The following is a 22557-nucleotide window of genomic DNA, read 5'->3' as shown; positions in this document are numbered from 1 at the left end:
AAAGTATGAAAATTATTTAAGATTTGGTCATGAAACTTCGGGATAAAGTTCAAGATTTTGGAGCATTAAGGAATCTCTTACCGCCCAATGACTTTTTTATAATAGGCATAAAAAAACGCACTCGTTTCGGAATGCGTTTTAAAAAAGAGTGAAGTAAGAGACCTTACTTATTTGTCGATAGAACCTAAAACACGTTTCATAAAACTGTTTAAAGCTTCTTTTTTATCAGTTCCGGTTTTTACCAGTTTATTAACTTCTAAAGCACCATACATATTTGAAATTAATTCACCGATTACATCTAATTCTTCATCTTTCAGTGAAGAAATTTCAGTCATTGCTTCCAAAACTTCAATTGTTTCTATGATATAATCCTCATCATTTTCTTCTATAAACTGCGTTAAATGCTTAATGACCGGTAATTTCATCTGATTTTTTTTAATTTAATAAATTAGGATTGTATACTGTTTGGAAATACCTTTTAAACAATTTCGTTTACCAATTCAATCAGTACTTCTTGTTTATTTGTTTGCGTTTCGTTTACTAATTTACCATTTACAAAAGTGGCAAAAGTTGGTAAATTACTCACATTGGCTAATTTTCTTGATTCAGGAAAATTTTCAGCATCAACAAGAGCAAAAGTAATTGTTTCGTTTTCTGAAGCCAATTTTTTAAATTTTGGTTTCATAATACGACAATTTCCACACCATGAGGCCGAAAATTGAACTACAACTTTTTCATCTTTTGCAATTAAATCCGCTAATGTATCTTCGTTTAATTCGATTAACATAGTTTTTGTTTTTAAAATTTAATAACAAAATGCAATGGCAATTTTAAAATAGTGAAATTGCCATTACTGAAATTGTTTTATTAGTTTAAAGTTAAATATTCTGCAGTGCTTTTTCTGTCAGCGCTCATTGCTTCTTTTCCAGCTTCCCAGTTTGCAGGACAAACTTCACCTTTTTCCTGAATGTGCGTATAAGCATCAACCATACGTAAATATTCATTTACATTACGACCTAATGGCATATCGTTTACACTTTCATGGAAAATTTTTCCTGTTTCGTCGATAAGGTAAGTAGCTCTGTAAGTAACATTAGAACCTTCAATAATGATAGAATCTGTTTCTTCACTATAACCTGTTTCTTCAATATCAAGAATTCCTAAGATGTTTGATAAGTTTCTGTTAGTGTCAGCAAGAATTGGGTAAGTAACCCCTTCTATTCCGCCATTGTTTTTTGGTGTATTTAACCAGGCAAAATGTACTTCATTCGTATCGCATGATGCACCTATAACAATTGTATTTCTTTTTTCGAATTCAGGTAAAGCTGCTTGAAAAGCATGTAATTCAGTTGGGCAAACGAATGTGAAATCTTTTGGATACCAAAACAAAAGTACTTTTTTGTTGTTTTTTGTAGCTTCTTCAAAAATGTTGATTTTTAAATTATCGCCCATTTCTGAGATGGCGTCAACTGAAATACTTGGGAATTTTTTTCCTACTAATGACATATTATTTATTTTAAGTTATTTTTTTTGATAGTGCAAAAGTACTCCAAACAATAAGTTTGTTTTGATAAATTTTGATTATTAATATTTATTTATGAATAACTATTTGTTATAACGAAGTGTTTTTGAAATTGGAATAGTATATTATATACCGCTAACAAGCACAGGCAGAGTTCCTTTACAATCGGTATGTTCTAAAAGTTGTTCGGCTGCGGCTTCTTGAAATTCTGTAAAATCTTGATATATTTGAAGAATTCCTGAAGCGTGTTTTAAATTTGGAATGATTTGAAGTGCATAAGGGTTTCCAAATACATAAAGTACACATTTTTTTGTAAGGAATAAATTGCCCAAAAATTGGAGCACTGAATCTTCAATATCAAAATTATGCAGTGGTTTTGCCTTTGGAACAAATAAAGAAATGATTAACGTATCAAATTTATTTAATTTTTTTTCTAACGCATGCAGTGTAAAATCAGCTCCGGCTTCATAACTGAATTCAGGAGAAGGCAAGGCGCTGGTCAGGCTTTTAAAAAACACGTTATCAGAGTTTCTATAGAGGCTGAGTTTGGCAAGATCCTCTCTGTTTTTAGCGTCAAAAACAGTCACAGTACTGTTGTTGTCTTTTATTTTTGTAATGCAGCTTTGAGCAATTTTTAGATTTAATTTCGAAGTGGTTTTAAAATCAAAATTACTTTCGGAAAGGTTTGGCAAAGGGATTTTTCCATCTGCAATTCCCGCTTTTTGCTTGCATTTCCAGACGCGTTGAAAACTAGCTTCGATTCGCTCTTTTGTCGCATTTTTTAGAATTTCCTGAATTCCTTCGGGTACATTTTCGGCAAAACACAAGACATCATTTCCGGCATTGAAAGCTTCCCATTCCAATTGTCCCTTTTTCGCATACAATTTGGAGACGCTATGCATGTTCAGGGCGTCTGAAATTACCAAACCATCATACCCTAATTGCTTTCGCAAAAGCGTTTCAATCACCGATTTTGATAATGTTGCCGAAGTATCTTTTCCATCGTTTAGGGCAGGAACGGCTAAATGACCGATCATTATGGAGTCAACATTATTTTCGATTCCTTTTATAAAGGGATACAATTCGTTTTCCAATAGTTCTTCTACTGTTTCTTTTAAAACCGGTAAGCCCAAATGCGAATCGACATTGGTGTTTCCATGGCCAGGGAAATGCTTAAGACAGCCTAAAATGCCAACATCATTCATTCCTCTGAGGTATTCCAGCGCAAAATCAGCTACTTTTTCTTTGTTTTGGCCAAAAGAACGATACCCAATTACAGGATTGTTGGGGTTGTTATTGATATCGGCCAATGGTGCTAAATTATAATGGATTCCAACGGATTTTAAATCGAGGCCAATTTGCTTACCTACTTCGTAAACCAAATGTTTTTCGCTAAAAGGTAAAGCACCTAGTGTTATTGCATACGGATATTGTGGTGTTTTTTCAACGCGCATGGCTAATCCCCATTCGGCATCAATACTCATTAGTAATGGGGTAGAAGCGCAGTTCTGATAGCGCACAATCAGTTCTTTTAAGCGCTGAAAACTAGCATCGTTTAAAATTACTTTTTTCTTGGTCTCATAATTGGTTGCGGCACTTGCTCTGCTGTGAAAAAAAGTTAATCCTCCTATATTGGACTCTTTAATTAAGCGTTCGGTTGCCTGAATATTTTCTTCGGTATCATTGATGAAAACCGCCGGAAAGAAAAATTGTCCTATTTTTTGTTCTACTGTCATTTTGAAACCGCCTTAATTTGTGAAATTAGTTGTCTGTTTTTTTTCCAAAAGCAGCGGGAAATATCAAAAATCTGGAAAGTATTAATCCCGGGATTGTGGCTAGAAATACCCAAATAAAGAAATTTCCATAGCCTAAATATTCTTGAATATAACCACTGATCATTCCCGGAAGCATCATTCCTAAGGCCATAAATCCAGTTGCTATAGAATAATGCGAAGTTTTAGATTCGCCATCGGCAATGTAAATTAAATACATCATGAAGGCGGCAAAACCAAAACCATATCCAAATTGTTCCGCGATCACCGTCAAATAAATATAAAATACAGAACTAGGGTGAAAATGGGAAAGCAATATGAAACCTATTATTGGCAAGTGCATGGCTAAAATCATCGGCAACATCCATTTGCCTAATCCATCTCTGGAAATGACGATGCCTCCTAAAATTCCGCCAACCGTAAGTGAAATTACACCAAAAGTTCCGTAGATAACCCCGACATCCTGAGTGGTCAGACCCATTCCGCCTACAGCCGTAGGATCTATTAAAAAAGGCGTTAGCATTTTTAGTAATTGGGATTCACCCAACCTAAATAATAAGATAAAAGCGAGAATCAGACCAATTTGCTTTTTTTGAAAAAAAGTAGCAAAAACAGCTCCAAAACTTTTATGTGGAACCGATTGGGTTTCGTTTTCTGTGATTTTTGTTTCTGTTTTTGGAGTTGAAAAATAATTGTAAATAGTAATCACGGCCATAATCAATGCAACAACTACCATGGTATAGGACCACGCTTTTTGTTTATCACCATATTCTTGTTCGAGATAACCAGCGATTACTACAATTAATCCGTTTCCGGTAAGCATGGAAAGGCGGTAAAAAGTACTTCTGATTCCCAGGAAAAAAGATTGTTGTTCTTTCTCTAATGCCAACATATAGAACCCATCACTTGCAACATCATTAGATGCGGATGCAAATGCCGCAACCCAAAAAACAGCTAGACTGATTACAAAAAAATTAGTCAGCGGAATGGTTAATCCTACAATTAAAAAAGCAATGGAAATGAGCAGTTGCATGCTTAAAAACCACTTTCTTTTCGTTGAATAAAGATCAATAAAAGGACTCCATAATGGTTTTACAACCCATGGCAGATAGAGTAAGCTGGTATAAATTCCAATGTCTTCATTGTCGATACCAAGGTTTTTATACATGATAACGGATACTGAAATAATAATGGCATAAGGCAGGCCGGAAGCAAAGTTTAAAACGGGAATCCAATACCAGGGTCTATTGTCTGTTTTCATTTATAGCGGATTATATTCAATTCAAATTTTATAGTGTGAAATTAACTACTGTAGGTTGGCTTTCATTACCATAAAAATCGATGAATGTAATGGCGCAGGTTTTGTTTTTGTCTAATTTATAGGTTGGAATTACGACTTCAACTGTGTCGATGTTATCTTTAAAGGCTATTTTATCAATAATCTGGCTTGGATCGTTGATGTCAATTTTCGAGTTGAATTTGGCTCCGTAAACCATTACGTAACGCACTTTACTATACAAGGGGCATTTAACATTGAAGCTCGAAGAGATGGGATTTACCAAAATACTGTTTGCTGTAGGTACGATGGCCATCTTTTTTACCGAATTTGGTACCACGGTAGGAAGAGCAGGATATTTGTATTGGTTTTCGATCAGTAGTTGTGCTACGTTTTGGTTCCTGTTCAAAAATGATTTGGCACTAAAAAAAGCATTCCCCTGCACATTTTTGTAGGTTCTGGTAATGTCGATCTGATTAGGAATTTCATTAGGATTATTCCACTTTTTATCAGAATCCGTATTGATTTTATAGGTTCCGTTTCCAATGTAAATCGCCGTGTTTTTTGAGTTTTCAGACCACCAACGCAATAATTTTGAATAGGAAGCTTTTGGATGGTCCATGCTCCAGTACAATTGTGGAACGATATAGTCAATCCATTTGTTTTCCATCCATGCTAATGGATCTGCAAATAAATCATCATAGTTAGTTTGTCCTGACTCTGTTTCAGAACCTTTTGGATCTACTGATTTATTTCTCCAGACTCCAAACGGGCTAATGCCAAATTGAACCCAGGGTTTTATGTTTTTTATTGAAAGAGAAACACATTTTACGAAAGTATTCACATTGGAACGTCTCCAATCCTCTAAGCTCAGTCCATTTCCGTATTTTTTGAAAGAAGCGGTATCATTAAATTGTTCTCCTTTTATTTTGTATGGGTAAAAATAATCATCAAAATGAATGGCATCGATGTCATATTTTTCAACAACTTCTTCCACTATGGCAGTTAAATGATTCTGAACTTCTGGCAGTGCCGGGTTGTAATAGTATTTACCTCCGTATTTGATCATCCATTCCGGATGTTTGAAAAAATCATGGGATGGACTTAAAATAGAAGTATTATAGTCCATTGTAGCGCGATATGGATTTAACCAGGCGTGAAATTCAAAACCTCTGGCATGTGTTTCAGTAATCATCCATGCTAATGTGTCAAAATAAGGTTTTGGCGCGTGACCTTCTTTTCCGGTAAGAAAACGAGACCATGGGGCTAATTCCGTTGGATAAAAAGCATCACCCACACTTCGAATCTGGACAATTACGGCATTATAATTTAATTTTTTATACGTATCTAAAATTTCAATAAAATCGGCTTTTTGTTTTGCAGTGTTATCTGTACTGCTCTTTGGCCAGTCAATATTAACCACAGTGGCAATCCAAACGGCTCTAAATTCGTTTTTAGGATTTGCAGCTACTTGTTGCGCATTCCCATTCCAAGACGAAAGTGAAAAGAATGAAATTAGGAATAGGGCGTACTTGAAATTTTTCATTATTGTTTTATTTATAAAGTATTCAAAAATAGTTTTTTTAGTGAAAAGTACCAGATAAAATGGTTATAAAATTTGACTTATTTTACTAGCGCAATTTCTTTGCCAAAATGTTTTTAAATGGAATTTTCTAACAAACAATAAAACTTTTTGAATTTTTCTTATTTGATTTTTTAATTTATAATCGGCTATATATTTATATTTGTCAAATAATGCTGTATTGTCAGTTTTTTATAAAATATAATGTACACGCCATGTTAAGCTCAATTGAATTAGAACAATTATCCCAATCATTAGAAGGAACACTTTTATATGATGATCTCCATAAAACACTTTACGCTACAGATGCCTCTGCCTACCGAATTATGCCACTTGCTGTGGCGGTCCCCAAATCAGAGGAAGATATTATCAAAATTATTCGCTTTGCAGCAAAAAATAAAATTTCAATCACGCCCAGAACTGCCGGAACTTCATTGGCAGGACAAACGGTTGGTAATGGAATTATCGTGGATGTTTCGAAATATTTCACCAGAATTGTTGCCTTTGATCCAATACAAAAAACGGTAACGGTACAACCGGGAGTGATTCGGGACGAATTGAATTTATTCCTGAAACCGCATGGTTTGTTTTTCGGTCCCAATACCTCTACCTCAAACAGGTGTATGATAGGAGGGATGGTTGGTAATAATTCATCCGGAACAACATCAATACGCTACGGAGTAACCAGAGACAAAATAGTGGAATTAAAGGCTGTTTTAAGTGACGGGAGTTCCACAGTATTTAAAGAGATGACTTCGGAAGAATTCATTGAAAAAACAAAAGGGAATTCACTGGAGAATTCGATTTACAATACGATTTTCGAGGAACTTTCGAATACTGAAAACCAGGAAGAAATTTACAGCCAATTTCCAAAGCCAGAAATACACAGACGAAATACCGGATATGCAATTGATTTGTTGTTAAAATCAGAATTGTTTTCAGGTACAGAAAAAACAATAAATTTAGGAAAGCTCCTTTGCGGAAGCGAAGGAACTCTGGCTTTTACCACAGAAATTACGTTGAAAGTAGATGATTTACCGCCAACAAATAATGTTATGGTGGTAGCGCATTTTCACACCATTCAGGAAAGTTTAGAAGCAGTAGTCACAGCTATGAAGCACCATTTGTACACCTGTGAAATGATGGATGATACTATTTTGAATTGTACTAAAACCAACAGGGAACAAGCTAAAAATAGATTTTTCATACAAGGGGAGCCAAAAGCGGTTATCATGCTTGAGGTGGCGTCTCATCACAGCATGGAGGATGCAGAAGCACAAGCCAATGCGCTGATAGCAGATCTTGAGCTGCATAACTTCGGGTATGCTTTACCTAAAATTTATGGAACTGATATCGATAAGATCAATGAATTGCGAAAAGCAGGTCTTGGACTTTTGGGAAGTATCGTTGGCGATGATAAAGCGGCTGATTCTATTGAAGATACCGCAGTGGAGTTGAGTGATTTGCCAAGTTATATTGCCGAGTTCTCCGCCATGATGGAGCGTCATGGTCAGAGTGCCATTTATTATGCACATGCCGGAGCCGGAGAAATTCACCTGAGACCTGTTTTGAATTTAAAAACAAAAGAAGGATTGCACCAATTTAGAAACATCGCAACCGAAGTGGCTATCCTGGTGAAAAAATATAGAGGTTCCTTGAGTGGAGAACACGGTGACGGAATAGTTCGCGGGGAATTTTTGCCTTTTATGATAGGTGATAAGAATTATGAATTGTTAAAACGAGTAAAAAAAGCTTTTGATCCGGATACCATTTTAAACGTAGGGAAAATTGTAAATGCCTCCAAAATGGATGAAAATCTTCGGGTGGAAGCGGGAAGAGTAGAGCCGGATATTAAAACCATTCAGGATTTTTCCGACAGTATGGGGATTTTACGTGCAGCCGAGAAGTGTAATGGTTCCGGGGATTGCAGAAAATTGCCGTCAGCAGGGGGGACTTTATGTCCGAGTTATCGCGCTACCCGAAATGAAAAAGATACCACTCGCGCCAGAGCCAATGCGCTACGAGAATATTTGACGCATTCCGAAAAAGACAATAAATTCGATCACGAAGAATTATATAAAGTTTTTGAACTGTGCGTAAGCTGCAAGGCTTGTGCAAGCGAATGTCCAAGTAATGTGGATGTCGCTGCACTGAAATCAGAGTTTTTGTACCAATACCAAAAAGCAAATGGATTTTCGCTGCGAAATAAAGTATTTGCATTTAATTCAAAACTCAATAATCTGGGAAGTATTTTTCCTTCAATTACCAATTTCATGGTGAATTTGCCTTTTGTGAAAAAGAGCATGGGAATTGCATCCGAAAGAGAAGTGCCTTTACTGGCTCCCACAACTTTTAGAAAATGGTATGAAAAAAATAAATCAAAAGCAGCAAGTGCCTCTTTTGAAAAGGGGAAAGTATATTTATTTTGTGATGAATTTACTAATTTTTATGATGTTTCAGTTGGGATTGATGCGTATCAATTATTGACCGGACTAGGATACGACGTCATTATGGCTGATCATGAGGAAAGTGGAAGAGCTTTTATATCCAAAGGGTTTCTCGAACAGGCCAAAGCAATTGCAAATGTGAACGTCGGCATTTTTTCAGCTATAATTAGTGCAGATTGTCCGCTAGTAGGAATAGAGCCATCGGCGATACTGACTTTTAGAGATGAATACATCCGCTTGGCAGATGATGCAGAAAGTGCTGCCACATTAGCACAGCATGTATTTACGATTGAAGAGTTTTTCAAAAAAGAGATTGCAGCGGGTGCAATTCATTCCGAACAATTTTCGGATGTTGAGAAAACGATAAAAATTCATGGACACTGTCATCAAAAGTCGTTGAGCACTATTGAAGCAACTTTTGCGATGCTGAATTTGCCGAAAAATAATTTGGTTACCATTTACAATTCGGGCTGTTGTGGTATGGCGGGTTCTTTTGGTTATGAAAAGGAGCATTATGAAATTAGCATGCAAATGGGAGAAGATACGTTGTTCCCAAAAATCAGAGCAACGGACACAAATGTAGCAATTGCTGCTGCCGGAACCAGTTGCCGCCATCAGATTTTTGACGGAACAAATAGAAAAGCCCTGCATCCGGTTACTATTCTGAGGAGTTGCCTAAAATAAAATGTGGTACGAGTGTTTAGAAAATATATGGTTTTTTTTATTTTAAGTTGTTTAAAATAGAATTTAACTTTTTTGAATGGTATAAATTTAATTTTGACTTTTTTTAGAAAAAAAATAAAAAAATAGTTGTGGAAATCCCATTAATTCAATTTGTTTTATACTTTTGAATTTTTAAAATAATTTGCATTATTTGCAAAATAAAGGCTTATAAATTACAATTTATTAATTTTAAATAATAAAATCTACAATATGGCATTTTCAAGTTTATTTCGAAAGAAGACGGTGCAGGACATTTTAAAGCAGGTTGAAAAAAATAATGCAGATGGACATAATGCCTTAGGAAAACATTTAACGGCTCGTGATTTAACCGCTTTTGGAATTGCGGCAATTGTAGGAGCAGGTATTTTTAGTACCATTGGGAAAGCCAGTTCTGATGGAGGTCCGGCAGTTATCTTTCTTTTTTTGTTCACTGCTATAGCGTGTAGTTTTGCTGCTTTTGCTTATGCTGAATTTGCCTCAATGGTTCCTGTTTCTGGAAGTGCTTATACTTATTCTTATGTTGCTTTTGGCGAAATTATTGCCTGGATTATTGGTTGGGCATTGATTATGGAGTATTCTGTAGGTAATATAACAGTCGCGATCTCGTGGAGTGATTATTTTACAGGTTTACTTGAAAGTGGGGGACTTCACTTACCACACTGGGTTCAAATGGATTATTTAACCGCTTCAAAAGGATTTGATGATGCCACGGCTTTAATGCAAGGTGGGAAAACGTACGAAAATTTGAGTCCTGCTATTCAGGATGCCTATTTGGCCTGGACTACCTCACCAGTACTAGGCTCTTTTCATTTTGTAGCAGATCTTCCTGCTTTGTTGATTATCGTTCTAATTACTGCATTGATTTATCGTGGAATGAAAGAATCCCGCAATGCCAGTAATATCATGGTTGTTGTGAAATTATGTATTGTTCTTTTAGTAATTGCAGTTGGTGTATTTTATGTGGATACGGCCAATTGGGATCCTTTTGCTCCCAATGGAGTAACAGGAGTTTTGAAAGGAGTTTCCGCGGTGTTCTTTGCCTATATCGGTTTTGATGCTATTTCAACTACAGCGGAAGAATGTAAGGATCCACAACGTGATTTACCAAAAGGAATGATGTGGGCTATTATAATATGTACGCTTTTATACATCGCCATTGCGTTGGTACTAACAGGAATGGTACGTTACGACCAATTGAACGTAGGAGATCCATTAGCTTTTGTATTTGAAAAATTAGATCTGAAATGGATGTCGGGAATTATTGCTGTAAGTGCTGTAGTGGCTATGGCCAGTGTTTTGTTGGTGTTTCAAATGGGACAGCCTCGTATCTGGATGAGTATGAGTCGCGATGGATTATTGCCAAAACGGTTTTCTAAAGTACATCCAAAATACAAAACACCTTCCTACGCTACCGTTGTTACTGGTTTTGTTGTAGCGGTTCCTGCTTTGTTCCTGAACCTGACAATGGTTACAGATTTATGCAGTATCGGAACTTTATTTGCTTTTGTACTGGTTTGTGCGGGTGTATTAGCGTTGCAAAATAAGACGGATATTCCTCGTGGGAAATTTAAAACGCCGTATGTGAATTCAAAATTTATCATGCCGGTATTACTCATTATCGGATTAGTGTTTGCTTTTGGTTACAACAAAAAACCGACCATGGATTTTATTACCAATGAAACACAAATTAACGATTCAGAGACGATCATCACTTCCTTAAATAAAGAAGAAACTCAAAAAGTATATGATTATCTGATAGGTATTAATGCTAAAAACAGTACAACTGAGACACAGGATGTAGAACATTTGTTAAGCCAGTATCAGGAAGATGAGGCGAAATATTCAAATGTTATAGCTGGTCTGCCAATTGCGGATTCCCTTAAATATGAAAGTGGTTTTGATTTGTTCAAACACAAAATTCCAATGTGGATTTTTCTAATTGTTTTGGTAGGATTATCGGTTTGGTCGTTCAAAGAAAACTTATCATTAATTCCTCTTTTAGGTTTGATCTGTTGTTTGTATATGATGGCAGAACTAAGTGTTTGGAACTGGATTTATTTTGGAATTTGGCTATTGATCGGATTGGTGATTTATTTTAGCTTTAGCCGAAATAACAGTAAGTTGAATAGCAAGGAAGCTTAAGATTTAAAGATTTATATGTGGAAACGTCTTGTTCAAATCAAGGCGTTTTTTTTTGGTTTAAAACTAAAAAAATCCGTTCGAAAATGATTTTCAAACGGATGCAACAAACTACAAAACTAAAAAAAAATTATTTCATCAGCACCGCTTCTTCGGTTAGGATATTCAATTCGATCATACATTTTTTCATCATTTGATAGGTTCTTTCAATATCATTATCTAGACCTATAGAGAAACGGATCAAGCCATCTGTTAATCCCATTTCTATCTGTTCTTCCATAGGAATTTCGCTTGAAGTGGAAGTTCCCGGAGCACTAAATAGGGTTTTATAAAATCCTAAGCTTACCGCAAGGTATCCTAAGTTTTTCGCCTGCATCAATTCCATTAATTCATTGGCTTTTGATAAAGTTCCAACATCCAGTGTCATCATTCCTCCAAAGCCATATTCAGGGTTAATCATGTTTTTGTACAGCTCATGGCTTGGATGACTTTTTAAACCCGGATAAACCGTTTTTAGGCCGTCTTTTTCAAATCGTTCCGCCAGATACATCGCATTATGACTGTGTTGTTTCATTCTGATGTGGAGCGTGCGCAAGTTTTTCATTACACTGGCAGAACGCAAACTATCCATTGTTGGACCCAACAGCATACTGGCGCCACTATTCACATTTTTTAAATTGTCAATAAATTCCTGAGAGGCGCAGGTTACACCGCCCACCGTATCGCTACTTCCGTTGATGTATTTTGTTAAACTATGAATCACAATATCAGCTCCTAATTTTGCTGGAGAAACCGATAGTGGCGAAAAAGTATTGTCGACTACTAATTTCAAATTATGTTTTTTTGCAATTTTTGCAAGACCGGCAATATCTGCGACTTCAAGCAATGGATTGCTTACTGTCTCACAGTATAAAACTTTGGTTTGCGGAGTAATTGCCGCTTCCACAAGGTCTAATTTTGTGATGTCAACAAAGGTGGTTTTGATGCCTAATCTTGGTGTAAAATTTTTCAGGAATGCATAGGTTCCTCCATATATGGTTCGGCTAGAGACAATGTGATCACCCGAGCCGCACAATTGCAGTAGCGTCGGTGTAATTGCTCCCATTCCCGAGGCTGAAACATTTGCCGTTTCTGTACCTTCCATTGCTGCCAGGGCTTTGTCTAAATACAAATTGCTCGGAGAGGAATGACGCGAATATAAATAACAGCCTTCCATATTGCCTTCGAAAGTATCGAACATCGTTTTTGCCGATAAGAAAGTATAAGTAGAGGAGTCAGAAATCGATGGATTTACACCACCAAATTCGCCAAAGTACTGTAAATCCTGAATGTTGTCTGCGGGATTGAAATTTTTCATAATTTTTTAGTGTTATTTGAAGCTATCCCTGCTGTTGGTCATCTGTTTTACCTTTTAAAGTAAAAAGGATGGCGCTTCTTTAGGGGGCTAGGGGATTATGTTTTGTTTAAAATCTATTCAAAATAACATTGTTCCAGATTAATAATCAATCATAGTCTTTAATATTAGATTTTAAAACTATAAAATATAAGTATTGCAATTTAATTTTCTAAATTAGCTTCTCGAATAAGAGTTTTATAGATAATTTATCAATTCAAATTTTTTAGTAAATGACATTAGATGCAATAGATAAGAAGCTGCTTTTTTTATTACAATCTGACAGTAAGAAAACAACCAAGGAGCTTTCCTTAAAACTCAATCTTTCAGTCACTGCTGTATACGAACGCATCAAAAAAATGGAGCGGGAGGGGGTTATCGATAAATATGTTATGCTCATCAATCGTTCGAAAGTCGACAGAAGCTTTGTTGTTTTTTGTCACCTTAAATTGGTACAGCACACCAAGGAGTTTATTGCTAAATTCGAAAACGAAGTCGTAAAGCTAAAAGAAGTGATAGAATGCCATCATGTTAGCGGAGATTATGACTACATCCTGAAAATAGTGGTAAAAGATATGGAAGCGTATCGGGAATTTTTGGTTACAAAACTCACGACATTACAACACATAGGAAGTACACACAGTACCTTTATGATTAGTGAAGTAAAAAACACGACCGTTGTTGATATTTAGTATATACGTCGATTTAAATAGGTATTCCAAGGTATGCAAATGCTAATTGCTAAAAATTCATAACAAAAAACCTTATAAATTAAACTTTAAACAAAACTTAATTCCTTAATTTTGTGCGACATTTTATAAAAACACAATATAAAAAAATATACTATGAGTTCATTTGACGTAGTCATTATAGGTTCTGGACCTGGGGGATATGTATCAGCAATTCGTTGTGCACAACTGGGTTTCAAAACAGCAATTATCGAAAAATACTCCACACTTGGAGGAACTTGCTTAAATGTAGGTTGTATTCCTTCAAAAGCATTACTTGCTTCTTCCCATCATTATAGTGAAATTGCTCATTTTGCAGATCACGGAATTGAAGTTTCCGGTGAGGTGAAAGTGAATCTTGAAAAAATGATTGCGCGCAAACAAGCCGTTGTAGATCAGACTTCGGGTGGTGTGAAATTTTTAATGGACAAAAATAAAATTACAGTTCTTGAAGGACTGGGTTCTTTTGTTGATGCTACACATGTGGCTGTTGCAAAAGCGGACGGAACTTCTGAAACTATCGAAGCTAAAAATATCATTATTGCTACAGGTTCGAAACCATCTTCTTTACCTTTTATCAAAATCGATAAAGAAAGAATTATAACTTCTACGGAAGCATTGAAATTACCTGAAGTACCAAAGCACTTGGTTATTATTGGTGGTGGAGTAATTGGGATTGAATTAGGTCAGGTTTACCTGCGTTTGGGAGCACAAGTTTCTGTAGTGGAATTCATGGACAGAATCATCCCTGGAATGGACGCTTCATTATCTAAAGAACTGACTAAAGTATTGAAGAAACAAGGGATGAAATTCTACGTTTCTCATAAAGTGAAATCGGTAGAAAGAAATGGAGAGGGCGTTGTTGTTCAGGCTGAAAATGCAAAAGGAGAAACGATAACTCTTGAAGGAGATTACGCATTAGTATCTGTTGGACGTCGTCCCTATACAGACGGATTGAATGCAGATAAAGCAGGAGTGAAAATCTCAGATAGAGGAATGGTTGAAGTAAACGATCATTTGCAGACTTCAGTTCCTAATATCTATGCAATTGGTGATGTTGTTCGTGGAGCAATGTTAGCGCACAAAGCAGAGGAAGAAGGAGCAATGGTTGCTGAAATTTTAGCGGGTCAAAAACCTCATATTGATTATAACCTGATTCCAGGTGTTGTTTATACCTGGCCGGAAGTGGCTGCTGTAGGACAAACTGAAGAGCAATTGAAAGCGTCTGGTGTGGAATACAAAGCGGGAAGTTTTCCTTTCAAAGCTTTAGGTCGTGCCAGAGCTGGTGGAGATTTAGACGGATTTGTAAAAATTCTTGCTGACGCAAAAACAGATGAAGTTCTGGGTGTTCATATGATTGGAGCTCGTTGTGCTGATTTAATTGCTGAAGCAGTGACTGCAATGGAATTCAAAGCATCTGCTGAAGATATTTCAAGAATGAGCCACGCGCACCCAACATTTGCAGAAGCAATAAAAGAAGCTGCATTAGCTGCTACTGACAATAGAGCTTTGCACGTATAAAAAAACGACTATTTTTTATATAAGAAACCCGCAATCAACAGCGGGTTTCTTATTTACAGGCATTTTATACTTTAAATTATTTAGCCACAAATAGGCCTTTATAATTTTCCCAATGCGTGAAAATTAAAAATATGTTTCCTAAAAATACGAACAAAGCAATTGGCATGTTTTCAGGAGTCAGGAAAAAATTGATCAATAAAATATTTAAAGTAACGGGTAATATGATAAGATTAGCCAGGGTTACATATCTGCCGGTAATAAATGACAATCCACAAAGAAATTCCAAGGATTTAGCTAAGGGGATCAAATAGGTAGAGGCCATAAGACCGACATTAAATGCTTTGAAGTTTCCGGTAGATTCCGGCTCGGGGGCTAAATGTAAAAAAAAGCTAATTGAAGTGTAAAGAAAAAGAAGTCCAAGTAAAGATCGAATAATGATGATTGCAATTTTCATGATATATGGTTTTAATGGTTACATATTAGAGAATTATTATTTGGGAACCGCACTTTCATCCATGTAGAAGATTTCCCATTGGTGCCCATCTAAATCGGCAAAACTATGTCCGTACATCCACCCATGATCTTGCGGCTCCATATAAATTGAACCACCGGCATTCACTGCGGTTTTAACCATTTCATCTACTTTTTCTTTGCTCTCCGCATCCATTGCAAGTAAAACTTCAGTATTTTTGTGGGCATTACAGATTTCCTTTTTTGTAAAGTCTTTAAAGCGTTTCTCAGTAAGTAACATAGCAAAAATATTTTCTGCTATAATCATACAAGTAGCAGTGTCATCGGTAAATTGCGGGTTGAAAGTAAAACCTAATTTTGTAAAAAAAGCAATTGATTTTTTAAGGTCTTTAACCGCTAAATTGATGAAGATTTTTGAAGCCATGATGGGAATGATTTATAGAGATTAAAAAAATAAGTCATCATACTATTACAAATTTACAAAAAAAGGGGTTAATTTTTACAGTAATCTCTTATTGAAGGAAATTTTTTATTGTAATTTTGAATTTTACAAATATCTAATTATTGAGAACCTCAATTCATAAGCAAATTTCGAATCCAAAGCTGTTCAAAAAGCAACTTTTATTTTGGTCCGAACAATTCCGTGAAATCATTTTTATGGATAGCAATGATTACCCGCAAGACTATTCCAGTTATGATTGTATACTTGCAGTTGATGCTTTTACCTCCATTAAAACGGACTATCATAATGCTTTTGAGGATTTAAAGCAATACCAGCAAATTACAAAAGATTGGCTTTTTGGCTATTTATCGTACGATTTAAAAAATGACATAGAGGATTTACAATCGAACAATTATGACGGGCTGAATTTTCCGGATTTATTTTTCTTTCAGCCTAAAAAACTGTTTTTATTGAAAGGAAATGAACTCGAAATTCAATATCTCAATATGTGTGATGATGAAATTGAGGAAGATTTTGAAGAGATAACGCAAATTCGAAAGTCGAAAGTTGAAAGTAATACAGATTTACTAATTCAACAGCGAATTTCAAGAGAAAGTTATCTTGAAAAAGCAGCCAGAATATTAGAGCACATTCATAAAGGTGATATTTACGAAGCTAATTTTTGTATGGAATTTTTTGTTGAAAATGCAACGATTGATCCAATAGAAAATTTTATAAAACTAAACGAAATCTCGCAACCTCCGTTTGCGGTTTTCTTTAAAAATAATAAACATTTTTTACTTTCGGCAACGCCGGAACGCTATTTGAAAAAGGAAGGGGAATTAATTATTTCGCAGCCCATCAAAGGAACTTCGCAACGATTTTCTGATCCGGTTGAAGATGAGAAATCTAAAATGCAATTGGCGATGGATCCAAAAGAAAGAGCGGAGAATATTATGATTACTGATTTAGTCCGAAATGATTTATCGCGAACCGCACAAAAAGGAACGGTTGAAGTAACAGAATTATGTGGAATTTATTCCTTTATGCAGGTGCACCAGATGATTTCTACAATAACATCAAAATTGGATAGTAAGTACTCTGTTGCGGATGTTCTTAAAACCACTTTTCCGATGGGAAGCATGACTGGAGCGCCCAAAATTTCAGCAATGAAAATTATCGAAGAGCAGGAAGAAACAAAGCGTGGTTTATACAGCGGGGCGGTCGGGTATTTTGCACCAAATGGTGATTTCGATTTTAACGTGGTTATCCGAAGCATTGTGTACAATCAGGAAAAGCAGTACGTTTCTTTTTCAGTAGGAAGTGCCATAACCGCCCAGTCAATTGCTGAGAAGGAATACGAGGAATGTTTACTTAAGGCAAAAGCAATGCGAGACGTTTTAAGTTAAATCAAAAATGAATTAATTAAATTTGAAATGCTACAGAAATTCCAAAATCATCTGCTTCATAATTTCCAGTTTTTAAATGGAAAAAAACTGCTTCTTGCTACAAGTGGAGGAATAGACAGTATGGTAATGGTGCACTTATTTCAGCAATTAGAATACAAGATAGGAATAGCACATTGTAATTTTCAACTTCGCGGGATAGAAAGTTTTGGGGATCAAAACTTTGTTCAGGAGTATGCTACTTCTAATGATATTACTTTTTTTTTCACCCAATTTGATACAAAAGCTTTTGCGGAGGATTATAAGCTATCCACTCAGGTTGCAGCACGAGAGTTGCGTTACAATTGGTTTTATGAGCTTTTGGAAACGGAAAAATTCGACTATGTTCTCACCGCTCACCATGCGGATGATAATTTGGAAACCTTTCTTATTAATCTCAGTCGAGGAACAGGGTTAGAAGGTTTGACGGGTATTCCGGAACAAAATCAAAAAATAATTCGACCATTTTTGGTGTTTTCCCGACAGGAAATTGAAGCCTATGCCAAAGAAAATACTGTTCAGTGGCGAGAAGACAGCAGTAATGTATCTGATAAATACCTTCGGAATAAAATCCGCCATGATTTAGTGCCGATGTTAAAGGAATTAAATCCAAAATTCCTTTCTTCTTTTCACAAAACACAAACGTATTTACAGGAAGCGGAAGCGATGGTGGAGGATGCATCAATTATGGTGTATCAGCAAGTGGCCAAACAGGAGCAGGACACTATTTATTTCGATTTGAAAAAATTGAAAAAATTGCCCAATTATAAATCGTATTTGTACCAATGGTTGAAAGAATTTGAGTTTTCGGCTTGGGATGATATATACGATTTGGTTGAAAGTCAATCGGGTAAGCAGGTTTTTTCAGATGAGTTTCGATTGTTGAAAGACAGAGATTCCCTGATCCTAAGTCCGATAAATTTTGCAGAGGAAAAGGAAGAATATTTAATTGAGGAGAATCAGGACAAAGTTAAGATTCCCTTAAATCTTTCGTTTTGCAAAGTAGCCGACATTAGTATCGTTTCAAATAAAACTATCTTTGTTGACGCCAATAAGTTACAGTTTCCTTTGGTTTTGAGGCATTGGAATGAAGGAGATACCTTTCAGCCTTTTGGGATGGACGGTAAATCTAAAAAAGTGAGTAAATTATTTAAGGATGAAAAATTATCTTTGATTGATAAAGAAGATACTTGGCTTTTATGTTCCAAAACCGAAATTGTCTGGATCGTTGGCATTCGTCAGGATAATCGTTTTAGAATAGAAAACGAAACACAAAACATACTTAAAATAGAATTAGAATAATGAGAAAATTACTATTTATACTTTTTGCTCTTTTGGCTTTTGCCAACCTAAATGCCCAAATTCTTGATCCAGCAAAATGGACAACCAAAATTGAAAAAAAATCCGAGAATACTTATATCCTTACTTTCAATGCTGTCATAGAAAACGATTGGCATATGTACTCACAGTTTACGCCGGATGGCGGTCCTTTGCCTTTGGAAATTATTTTTAAAGATCAAAAAGGGAATTTTAATTTAGTTGGCAAAGCCAAAGAAAGTAAAACGAGGACTGCTTTTAACGATATTTTTGAGGTTAATGAAACGTTTTTTGAGAAAAAAGCGCAAATTCAACAGGAAATCACGATAACAAACCCGAAGATTACGAAAATCGAAGCCGAATTGAATTACCAGGTTTGTAAAGAGGTATGTATTAATTTGGAGAAAAAATTTACGTTTGCTATTCCCTTAAATTCAGAAACTAAGATTGCAGTTGCAGAGACACCTACTGTAATAACAGATACAATAGTATCAAAAGAGGAGGCTAAAGAAACTGTTATTCCTGTAAAATCAGAAATTTCAATACCGAAACCCGCTTCTCAAAGGGGATTATGGTCTATTTTCTTCATTGCTTTTTTATCAGGATTTGCTGCTTTGCTGACGCCTTGTGTTTTTCCGATGATTCCGATGACGGTAAGCTTCTTTACCAAACAAAGTAAATCAAAAGCAAAAGGAATTAGAAATGCCATTATCTATGGAATTTCGATAATATTTATTTATGTGGTATTGGGATTTTTAGTGACATGGATTTTTGGAGCAGATGCCCTGAATGCGCTGTCCACCAATGTTTGGTTTAATATAATATTCTTTGTTTTATTAATAGTTTTTGCTGCTTCATTTCTTGGTGCATTCGAGATTATGCTGCCAAATTCCTGGGCAAATAAAGTAGATAGCCAGGCTGACAGAGGAGGGATAATAGGAATATTGTTTATGGCATTGGCCTTGGCAATTGTTTCGTTTTCCTGTACCGGCCCAATTGTGGGGACACTTCTGGTGGAGGCGGCTTCTAAGGGAGGAATAGCTCCAATAATTGGAATGCTGGGATTTTCATTGGCTTTAGCCTTACCATTTATGTTATTTGCGATGTTTCCGGGCTGGTTGCATTCGCTACCAAGATCTGGGGGATGGCTAAATACCGTAAAAGTAGTTTTGGGTTTTCTGGAATTGGCCCTGGCTTTCAAATTTTTATCGAATGCTGATTTGGTTTTGCAATTGCATTTATTGGAAAGAGAAGTTTTCTTAGCAATCTGGATAGCTGTTTTTGGAGCATTGGCATTGTATTTATTTGGAAAAATTACCTTACCGCATGATAGCCCTATTACGCATATTTCAGTAGGAAGATTGTTGATGGGATTACTGGTTTTGACATTTACCATTTATTTAATTCCAGGACTTTGGGGAGCGCCATTAAAATTAATAAATGCTTTTCCGCCTCCGATAGAGTATAGCGAAAGCCCAATGGGATTTGGTGGGTCAGGTAAAGCTGATGCGGCCATTTTACCTAAAGGTGCCAAAAGCGGGCCACACGGATTAGTGGTTTTCGATGATTATGAAAAAGGTCTGGCGTATGCCAAATCGGTTAGTAAACCTATTATGCTTGATTTCACAGGTTATGCTTGTGTGAATTGCAGAAAAATGGAAAATAATGTTTGGTCTGATGAGCGTATTTTTGCCATTTTGAATAACGATGTTGTGTTAATTTCTTTGTATGTAGACGATAAACGAGAATTACCTAAAAACGAGCACTATATTTCTAAAACTACTGGAGCCGAAATCGAAACCATCGGTGATAAATGGACTGATTTTATGATTTCGAAATACAAAACCAATACCCAACCGTTGTATGTACTAACAGATATGGAAGGAAATAATTTAAACGAAACTAAACCAACTATAAGTTATGTTGGAGTTGAAGAATATGAAAGTTGGTTGAAAACCGGAATCTCCAAATTCAAAAAATAAACCTTTTTTTTCAAAATAGTTGACCTGTCCATTTAAAATTGGGCAGGTTTTTTTTTAGCCCTGTCTTGCTCTAAAAGAGTTAGGGAGAAACAATTAATTTTTTAAACCCCAGTAAAGCCAGTGTTTACTTGGTTTTTCTATAGTGTACGGGTACATAAGCTGCTTTGAAATGGTTATGCATAGCTGGACTTCCTCTAAAAATTTTTTAAACAAAAGATACTTCTTACGATTATTGCTGGCAATTTATTTGTTAGTAGTCTTCTTCTTCCTAAAGAAAAAAAGGAGTCTGTTTAAACCAAATTTTCATCTGTTCAAATTGAAAATGGGATTCAAAAGGCAACAAATTTCCGAATTAAAGTTTTTTATTTCCGCTGAAAATCACAAAATATGTAGTTCATAGTTTTTTTTATTCCTTTAATCGGAAATGTATTAAAAATTGGATTAATGTATTCTTAATTGTATAATTTAGTATTTAAGTTGATGAATTTTAAGAGGTTATGTAGGAGTTTTTTGTTTAAAAAAAGACTTTTTTCTTAAGACACCAAATTGAAATAAATCAAAAAAATAGAAACTTCATTCTATTGGTTTTTACATTTTATAGTTAGGCATAAGTATTCGTTATTTTATTATTTAAATTCAATAAATATGAAAACATTTCTACTCAAATCTGGATTTTTAACTACTGTTTTTTTAATTGCAAATTTGTTTTTTGCAAGTGTGGCTTTTGGGCAGGCGACTGTCACAACAAATCAAGACGATTATGCTCCAGGAGAGTACGTTATTATTACAGGTACCGGATGGGCACCAGGGGAAAGGGTAGATTTTCATTTTGATGAAACTCCCAAACCGGCGACTTGTGTAAATCCACACAATTTGTTTGCAATTGCAGATGCGGTTGGTAATATCTATAATAATCTGTTTCTCATAAAGGAAAATCATCTAGGTGTTGCTTTTTTGCTAACAGCAACTGGGCAAATATCTGGGTCAATTGCAACGCGCAATTTTACAGATGGTAGACCTGAAATATCAGCAGCTGCTCCAAGTCCTTTTTCTCCAAATCAAATTACAAGTTCAGGAGTAAAGGACAATGTGATAATAACTGGGTTTAATAATGGTGCTGTTGGTAATAATAGTAATATTTCTAACTTTAATGTAAGAGTTAAAAATGGTGCCAATCAAATAGTTTGGCAATCCGCTGATAAAACGATTAATAATGGAAGTTCAGACACATTTTCATGGAATGGGCAATTCAGTCCAGCGGCCGGAAGTGGATTTGTGCCAGATGGTATATATACCGCTATTGCTTATGATAATAATAAAGAATCAAACAGCCCATCTTCTATAACTAAAACAATAATTGTAGATAACACAAACCCTGTTATTAATCTACCGGGAAATTTTTCAGTAGCTAATACTTCTGGAAGTTGTGGGGCCGCTGTTAGTTGGAACTTGCCTACAGTAAATGATGCTAATCCAGATTTACTGGTTCAGACGGTTGGCGCAGCATCGGGCACGACATTTCCTGTAGGAGGACCATATTCAATAACATACAAAGCTACCGATGCAGCAGGCAACAATGTTTCGTCGTCCTTTACAATTACTGTAACGGATACAGAGAAACCGTCTATGACAGCCCTTACTGATGTTACGGGCCAATGTTCTGCAACAATAACAGCAGTGCCAACTGCCACAGATAATTGTTCAGGGATCCTACAAGGAACTACTTCGGATCCGTTGACAAGAACAACCCAAGGGACATCAATAGTTACGTGGACCTTTACAGATGCTGTTGGAAAC

17 protein-coding genes are annotated in these 22557 nt (G+C 35.8%); 8 read left to right on the top strand and 9 right to left on the bottom strand.

Annotation, left to right across the window (positions count from 1 at the left end):
* Nucleotides 1-167 precede the first annotated feature (167 nt).
* From ACNQGN_RS14305 to ACNQGN_RS14280, 6 genes are all read right to left on the bottom strand, one after another.
* Complete coding sequence (locus tag ACNQGN_RS14305) at nucleotides 168-425, bottom strand: DUF6952 family protein (RefSeq protein WP_113637306.1); 258 nt, start codon at nucleotides 423-425, stop codon at nucleotides 168-170.
* 53 nt (nucleotides 426-478) lie between these two features.
* Nucleotides 479-787 (bottom strand): thioredoxin family protein, encoded by a 309-nt coding sequence (locus ACNQGN_RS14300; protein ID WP_416835483.1) that lies wholly within the window; start codon nucleotides 785-787, stop codon nucleotides 479-481.
* Nucleotides 788-867: 80 nt separating this feature from the next.
* Nucleotides 868-1506: a peroxiredoxin gene (locus ACNQGN_RS14295; RefSeq protein ID WP_039107817.1), complete on the bottom strand. Its 639-nt coding sequence runs from the start codon at nucleotides 1504-1506 to the stop codon at nucleotides 868-870.
* A gap of 141 nt (nucleotides 1507-1647) precedes the next feature.
* Nucleotides 1648-3258, bottom strand: coding sequence for a glycoside hydrolase family 3 protein (locus ACNQGN_RS14290; RefSeq protein WP_417988504.1), 1611 nt, complete (start codon nucleotides 3256-3258; stop codon nucleotides 1648-1650).
* Nucleotides 3259-3283: 25 nt separating this feature from the next.
* On the bottom strand, nucleotides 3284-4555 hold the full coding sequence (locus ACNQGN_RS14285) for an AmpG family muropeptide MFS transporter (protein ID WP_417988503.1): 1272 nt from the start codon (nucleotides 4553-4555) through the stop codon (nucleotides 3284-3286).
* A gap of 28 nt (nucleotides 4556-4583) precedes the next feature.
* Nucleotides 4584-6116 carry a glycoside hydrolase family 10-like protein gene (locus tag ACNQGN_RS14280; protein WP_417988502.1) on the bottom strand — a complete coding sequence of 511 codons (1533 nt, stop codon included), beginning with the start codon at nucleotides 6114-6116 and terminating at the stop codon, nucleotides 4584-4586.
* 251 nt (nucleotides 6117-6367) lie between these two features.
* Here ACNQGN_RS14280 and ACNQGN_RS14275 point away from each other — a divergent pair, with 251 nt between their 5' ends.
* Nucleotides 6368-9283 carry an FAD-binding and (Fe-S)-binding domain-containing protein gene (locus tag ACNQGN_RS14275; protein WP_417988501.1) on the top strand — a complete coding sequence of 972 codons (2916 nt, stop codon included), beginning with the start codon at nucleotides 6368-6370 and terminating at the stop codon, nucleotides 9281-9283.
* Nucleotides 9284-9532: 249 nt separating this feature from the next.
* A complete protein-coding gene (locus tag ACNQGN_RS14270) occupies nucleotides 9533-11464 on the top strand; it encodes an amino acid permease (protein ID WP_417988500.1) in 1932 nt (643 codons plus the stop codon).
* A gap of 127 nt (nucleotides 11465-11591) precedes the next feature.
* On the opposite strand, the gene ACNQGN_RS14265 is transcribed toward ACNQGN_RS14270, so the two are convergent.
* Nucleotides 11592-12818 carry an aminotransferase class I/II-fold pyridoxal phosphate-dependent enzyme gene (locus ACNQGN_RS14265; RefSeq protein WP_417988499.1) on the bottom strand — a complete coding sequence of 409 codons (1227 nt, stop codon included), beginning with the start codon at nucleotides 12816-12818 and terminating at the stop codon, nucleotides 11592-11594.
* A 269-nt stretch (nucleotides 12819-13087) separates the two neighbouring features.
* Here ACNQGN_RS14265 and ACNQGN_RS14260 point away from each other — a divergent pair, with 269 nt between their 5' ends.
* Nucleotides 13088-13546, top strand: coding sequence for an Lrp/AsnC family transcriptional regulator (locus ACNQGN_RS14260; protein ID WP_417988498.1), 459 nt, complete (start codon nucleotides 13088-13090; stop codon nucleotides 13544-13546).
* 153 nt (nucleotides 13547-13699) lie between these two features.
* Complete coding sequence (gene lpdA / locus ACNQGN_RS14255; RefSeq protein ID WP_417988497.1) at nucleotides 13700-15103, top strand: dihydrolipoyl dehydrogenase; 1404 nt, start codon at nucleotides 13700-13702, stop codon at nucleotides 15101-15103.
* Between the two features lie 76 nt (nucleotides 15104-15179).
* Here the strand turns inward: lpdA and ACNQGN_RS14250 are convergent, their stop codons facing one another.
* Both ACNQGN_RS14250 and ACNQGN_RS14245 read right to left on the bottom strand, forming a co-directional pair.
* Nucleotides 15180-15557: a DoxX family membrane protein gene (locus ACNQGN_RS14250; protein ID WP_417988496.1), complete on the bottom strand. Its 378-nt coding sequence runs from the start codon at nucleotides 15555-15557 to the stop codon at nucleotides 15180-15182.
* A gap of 36 nt (nucleotides 15558-15593) precedes the next feature.
* Nucleotides 15594-15998 carry a VOC family protein gene (locus ACNQGN_RS14245; protein ID WP_417988495.1) on the bottom strand — a complete coding sequence of 135 codons (405 nt, stop codon included), beginning with the start codon at nucleotides 15996-15998 and terminating at the stop codon, nucleotides 15594-15596.
* Between the two features lie 140 nt (nucleotides 15999-16138).
* Between ACNQGN_RS14245 and ACNQGN_RS14240 the strand changes: the two genes are divergently transcribed.
* The 4 genes from ACNQGN_RS14240 to ACNQGN_RS14225 form a co-directional block, all read left to right on the top strand.
* Complete coding sequence (locus tag ACNQGN_RS14240) at nucleotides 16139-17425, top strand: anthranilate synthase component I family protein (RefSeq protein ID WP_417988494.1); 1287 nt, start codon at nucleotides 16139-16141, stop codon at nucleotides 17423-17425.
* Between the two features lie 27 nt (nucleotides 17426-17452).
* A complete protein-coding gene (tilS, locus tag ACNQGN_RS14235; RefSeq protein ID WP_417988493.1) occupies nucleotides 17453-18763 on the top strand; it encodes a tRNA lysidine(34) synthetase TilS in 1311 nt (436 codons plus the stop codon).
* Entirely contained in the window at nucleotides 18763-20760 is a 1998-nt protein-coding gene (locus ACNQGN_RS14230) for a protein-disulfide reductase DsbD family protein (protein ID WP_417988492.1), read from the top strand. Before tilS ends, ACNQGN_RS14230 begins: the two co-directional genes overlap by 1 nt.
* A gap of 645 nt (nucleotides 20761-21405) precedes the next feature.
* Nucleotides 21406-22557: HYR domain-containing protein (locus ACNQGN_RS14225; protein ID WP_417988491.1), on the top strand; the 1152-nt coding region annotated here is incomplete at its 3' end.

The organism is Flavobacterium rhamnosi, from assembly GCF_048286515.1.
In the GTDB taxonomy this organism is placed as follows: Bacteria; Bacteroidota; Bacteroidia; order Flavobacteriales; family Flavobacteriaceae; genus Flavobacterium.
The sequence above is the reverse complement of the archived record's forward strand: the minus strand, read 5'-3'. Positions and strand labels throughout refer to the sequence as shown.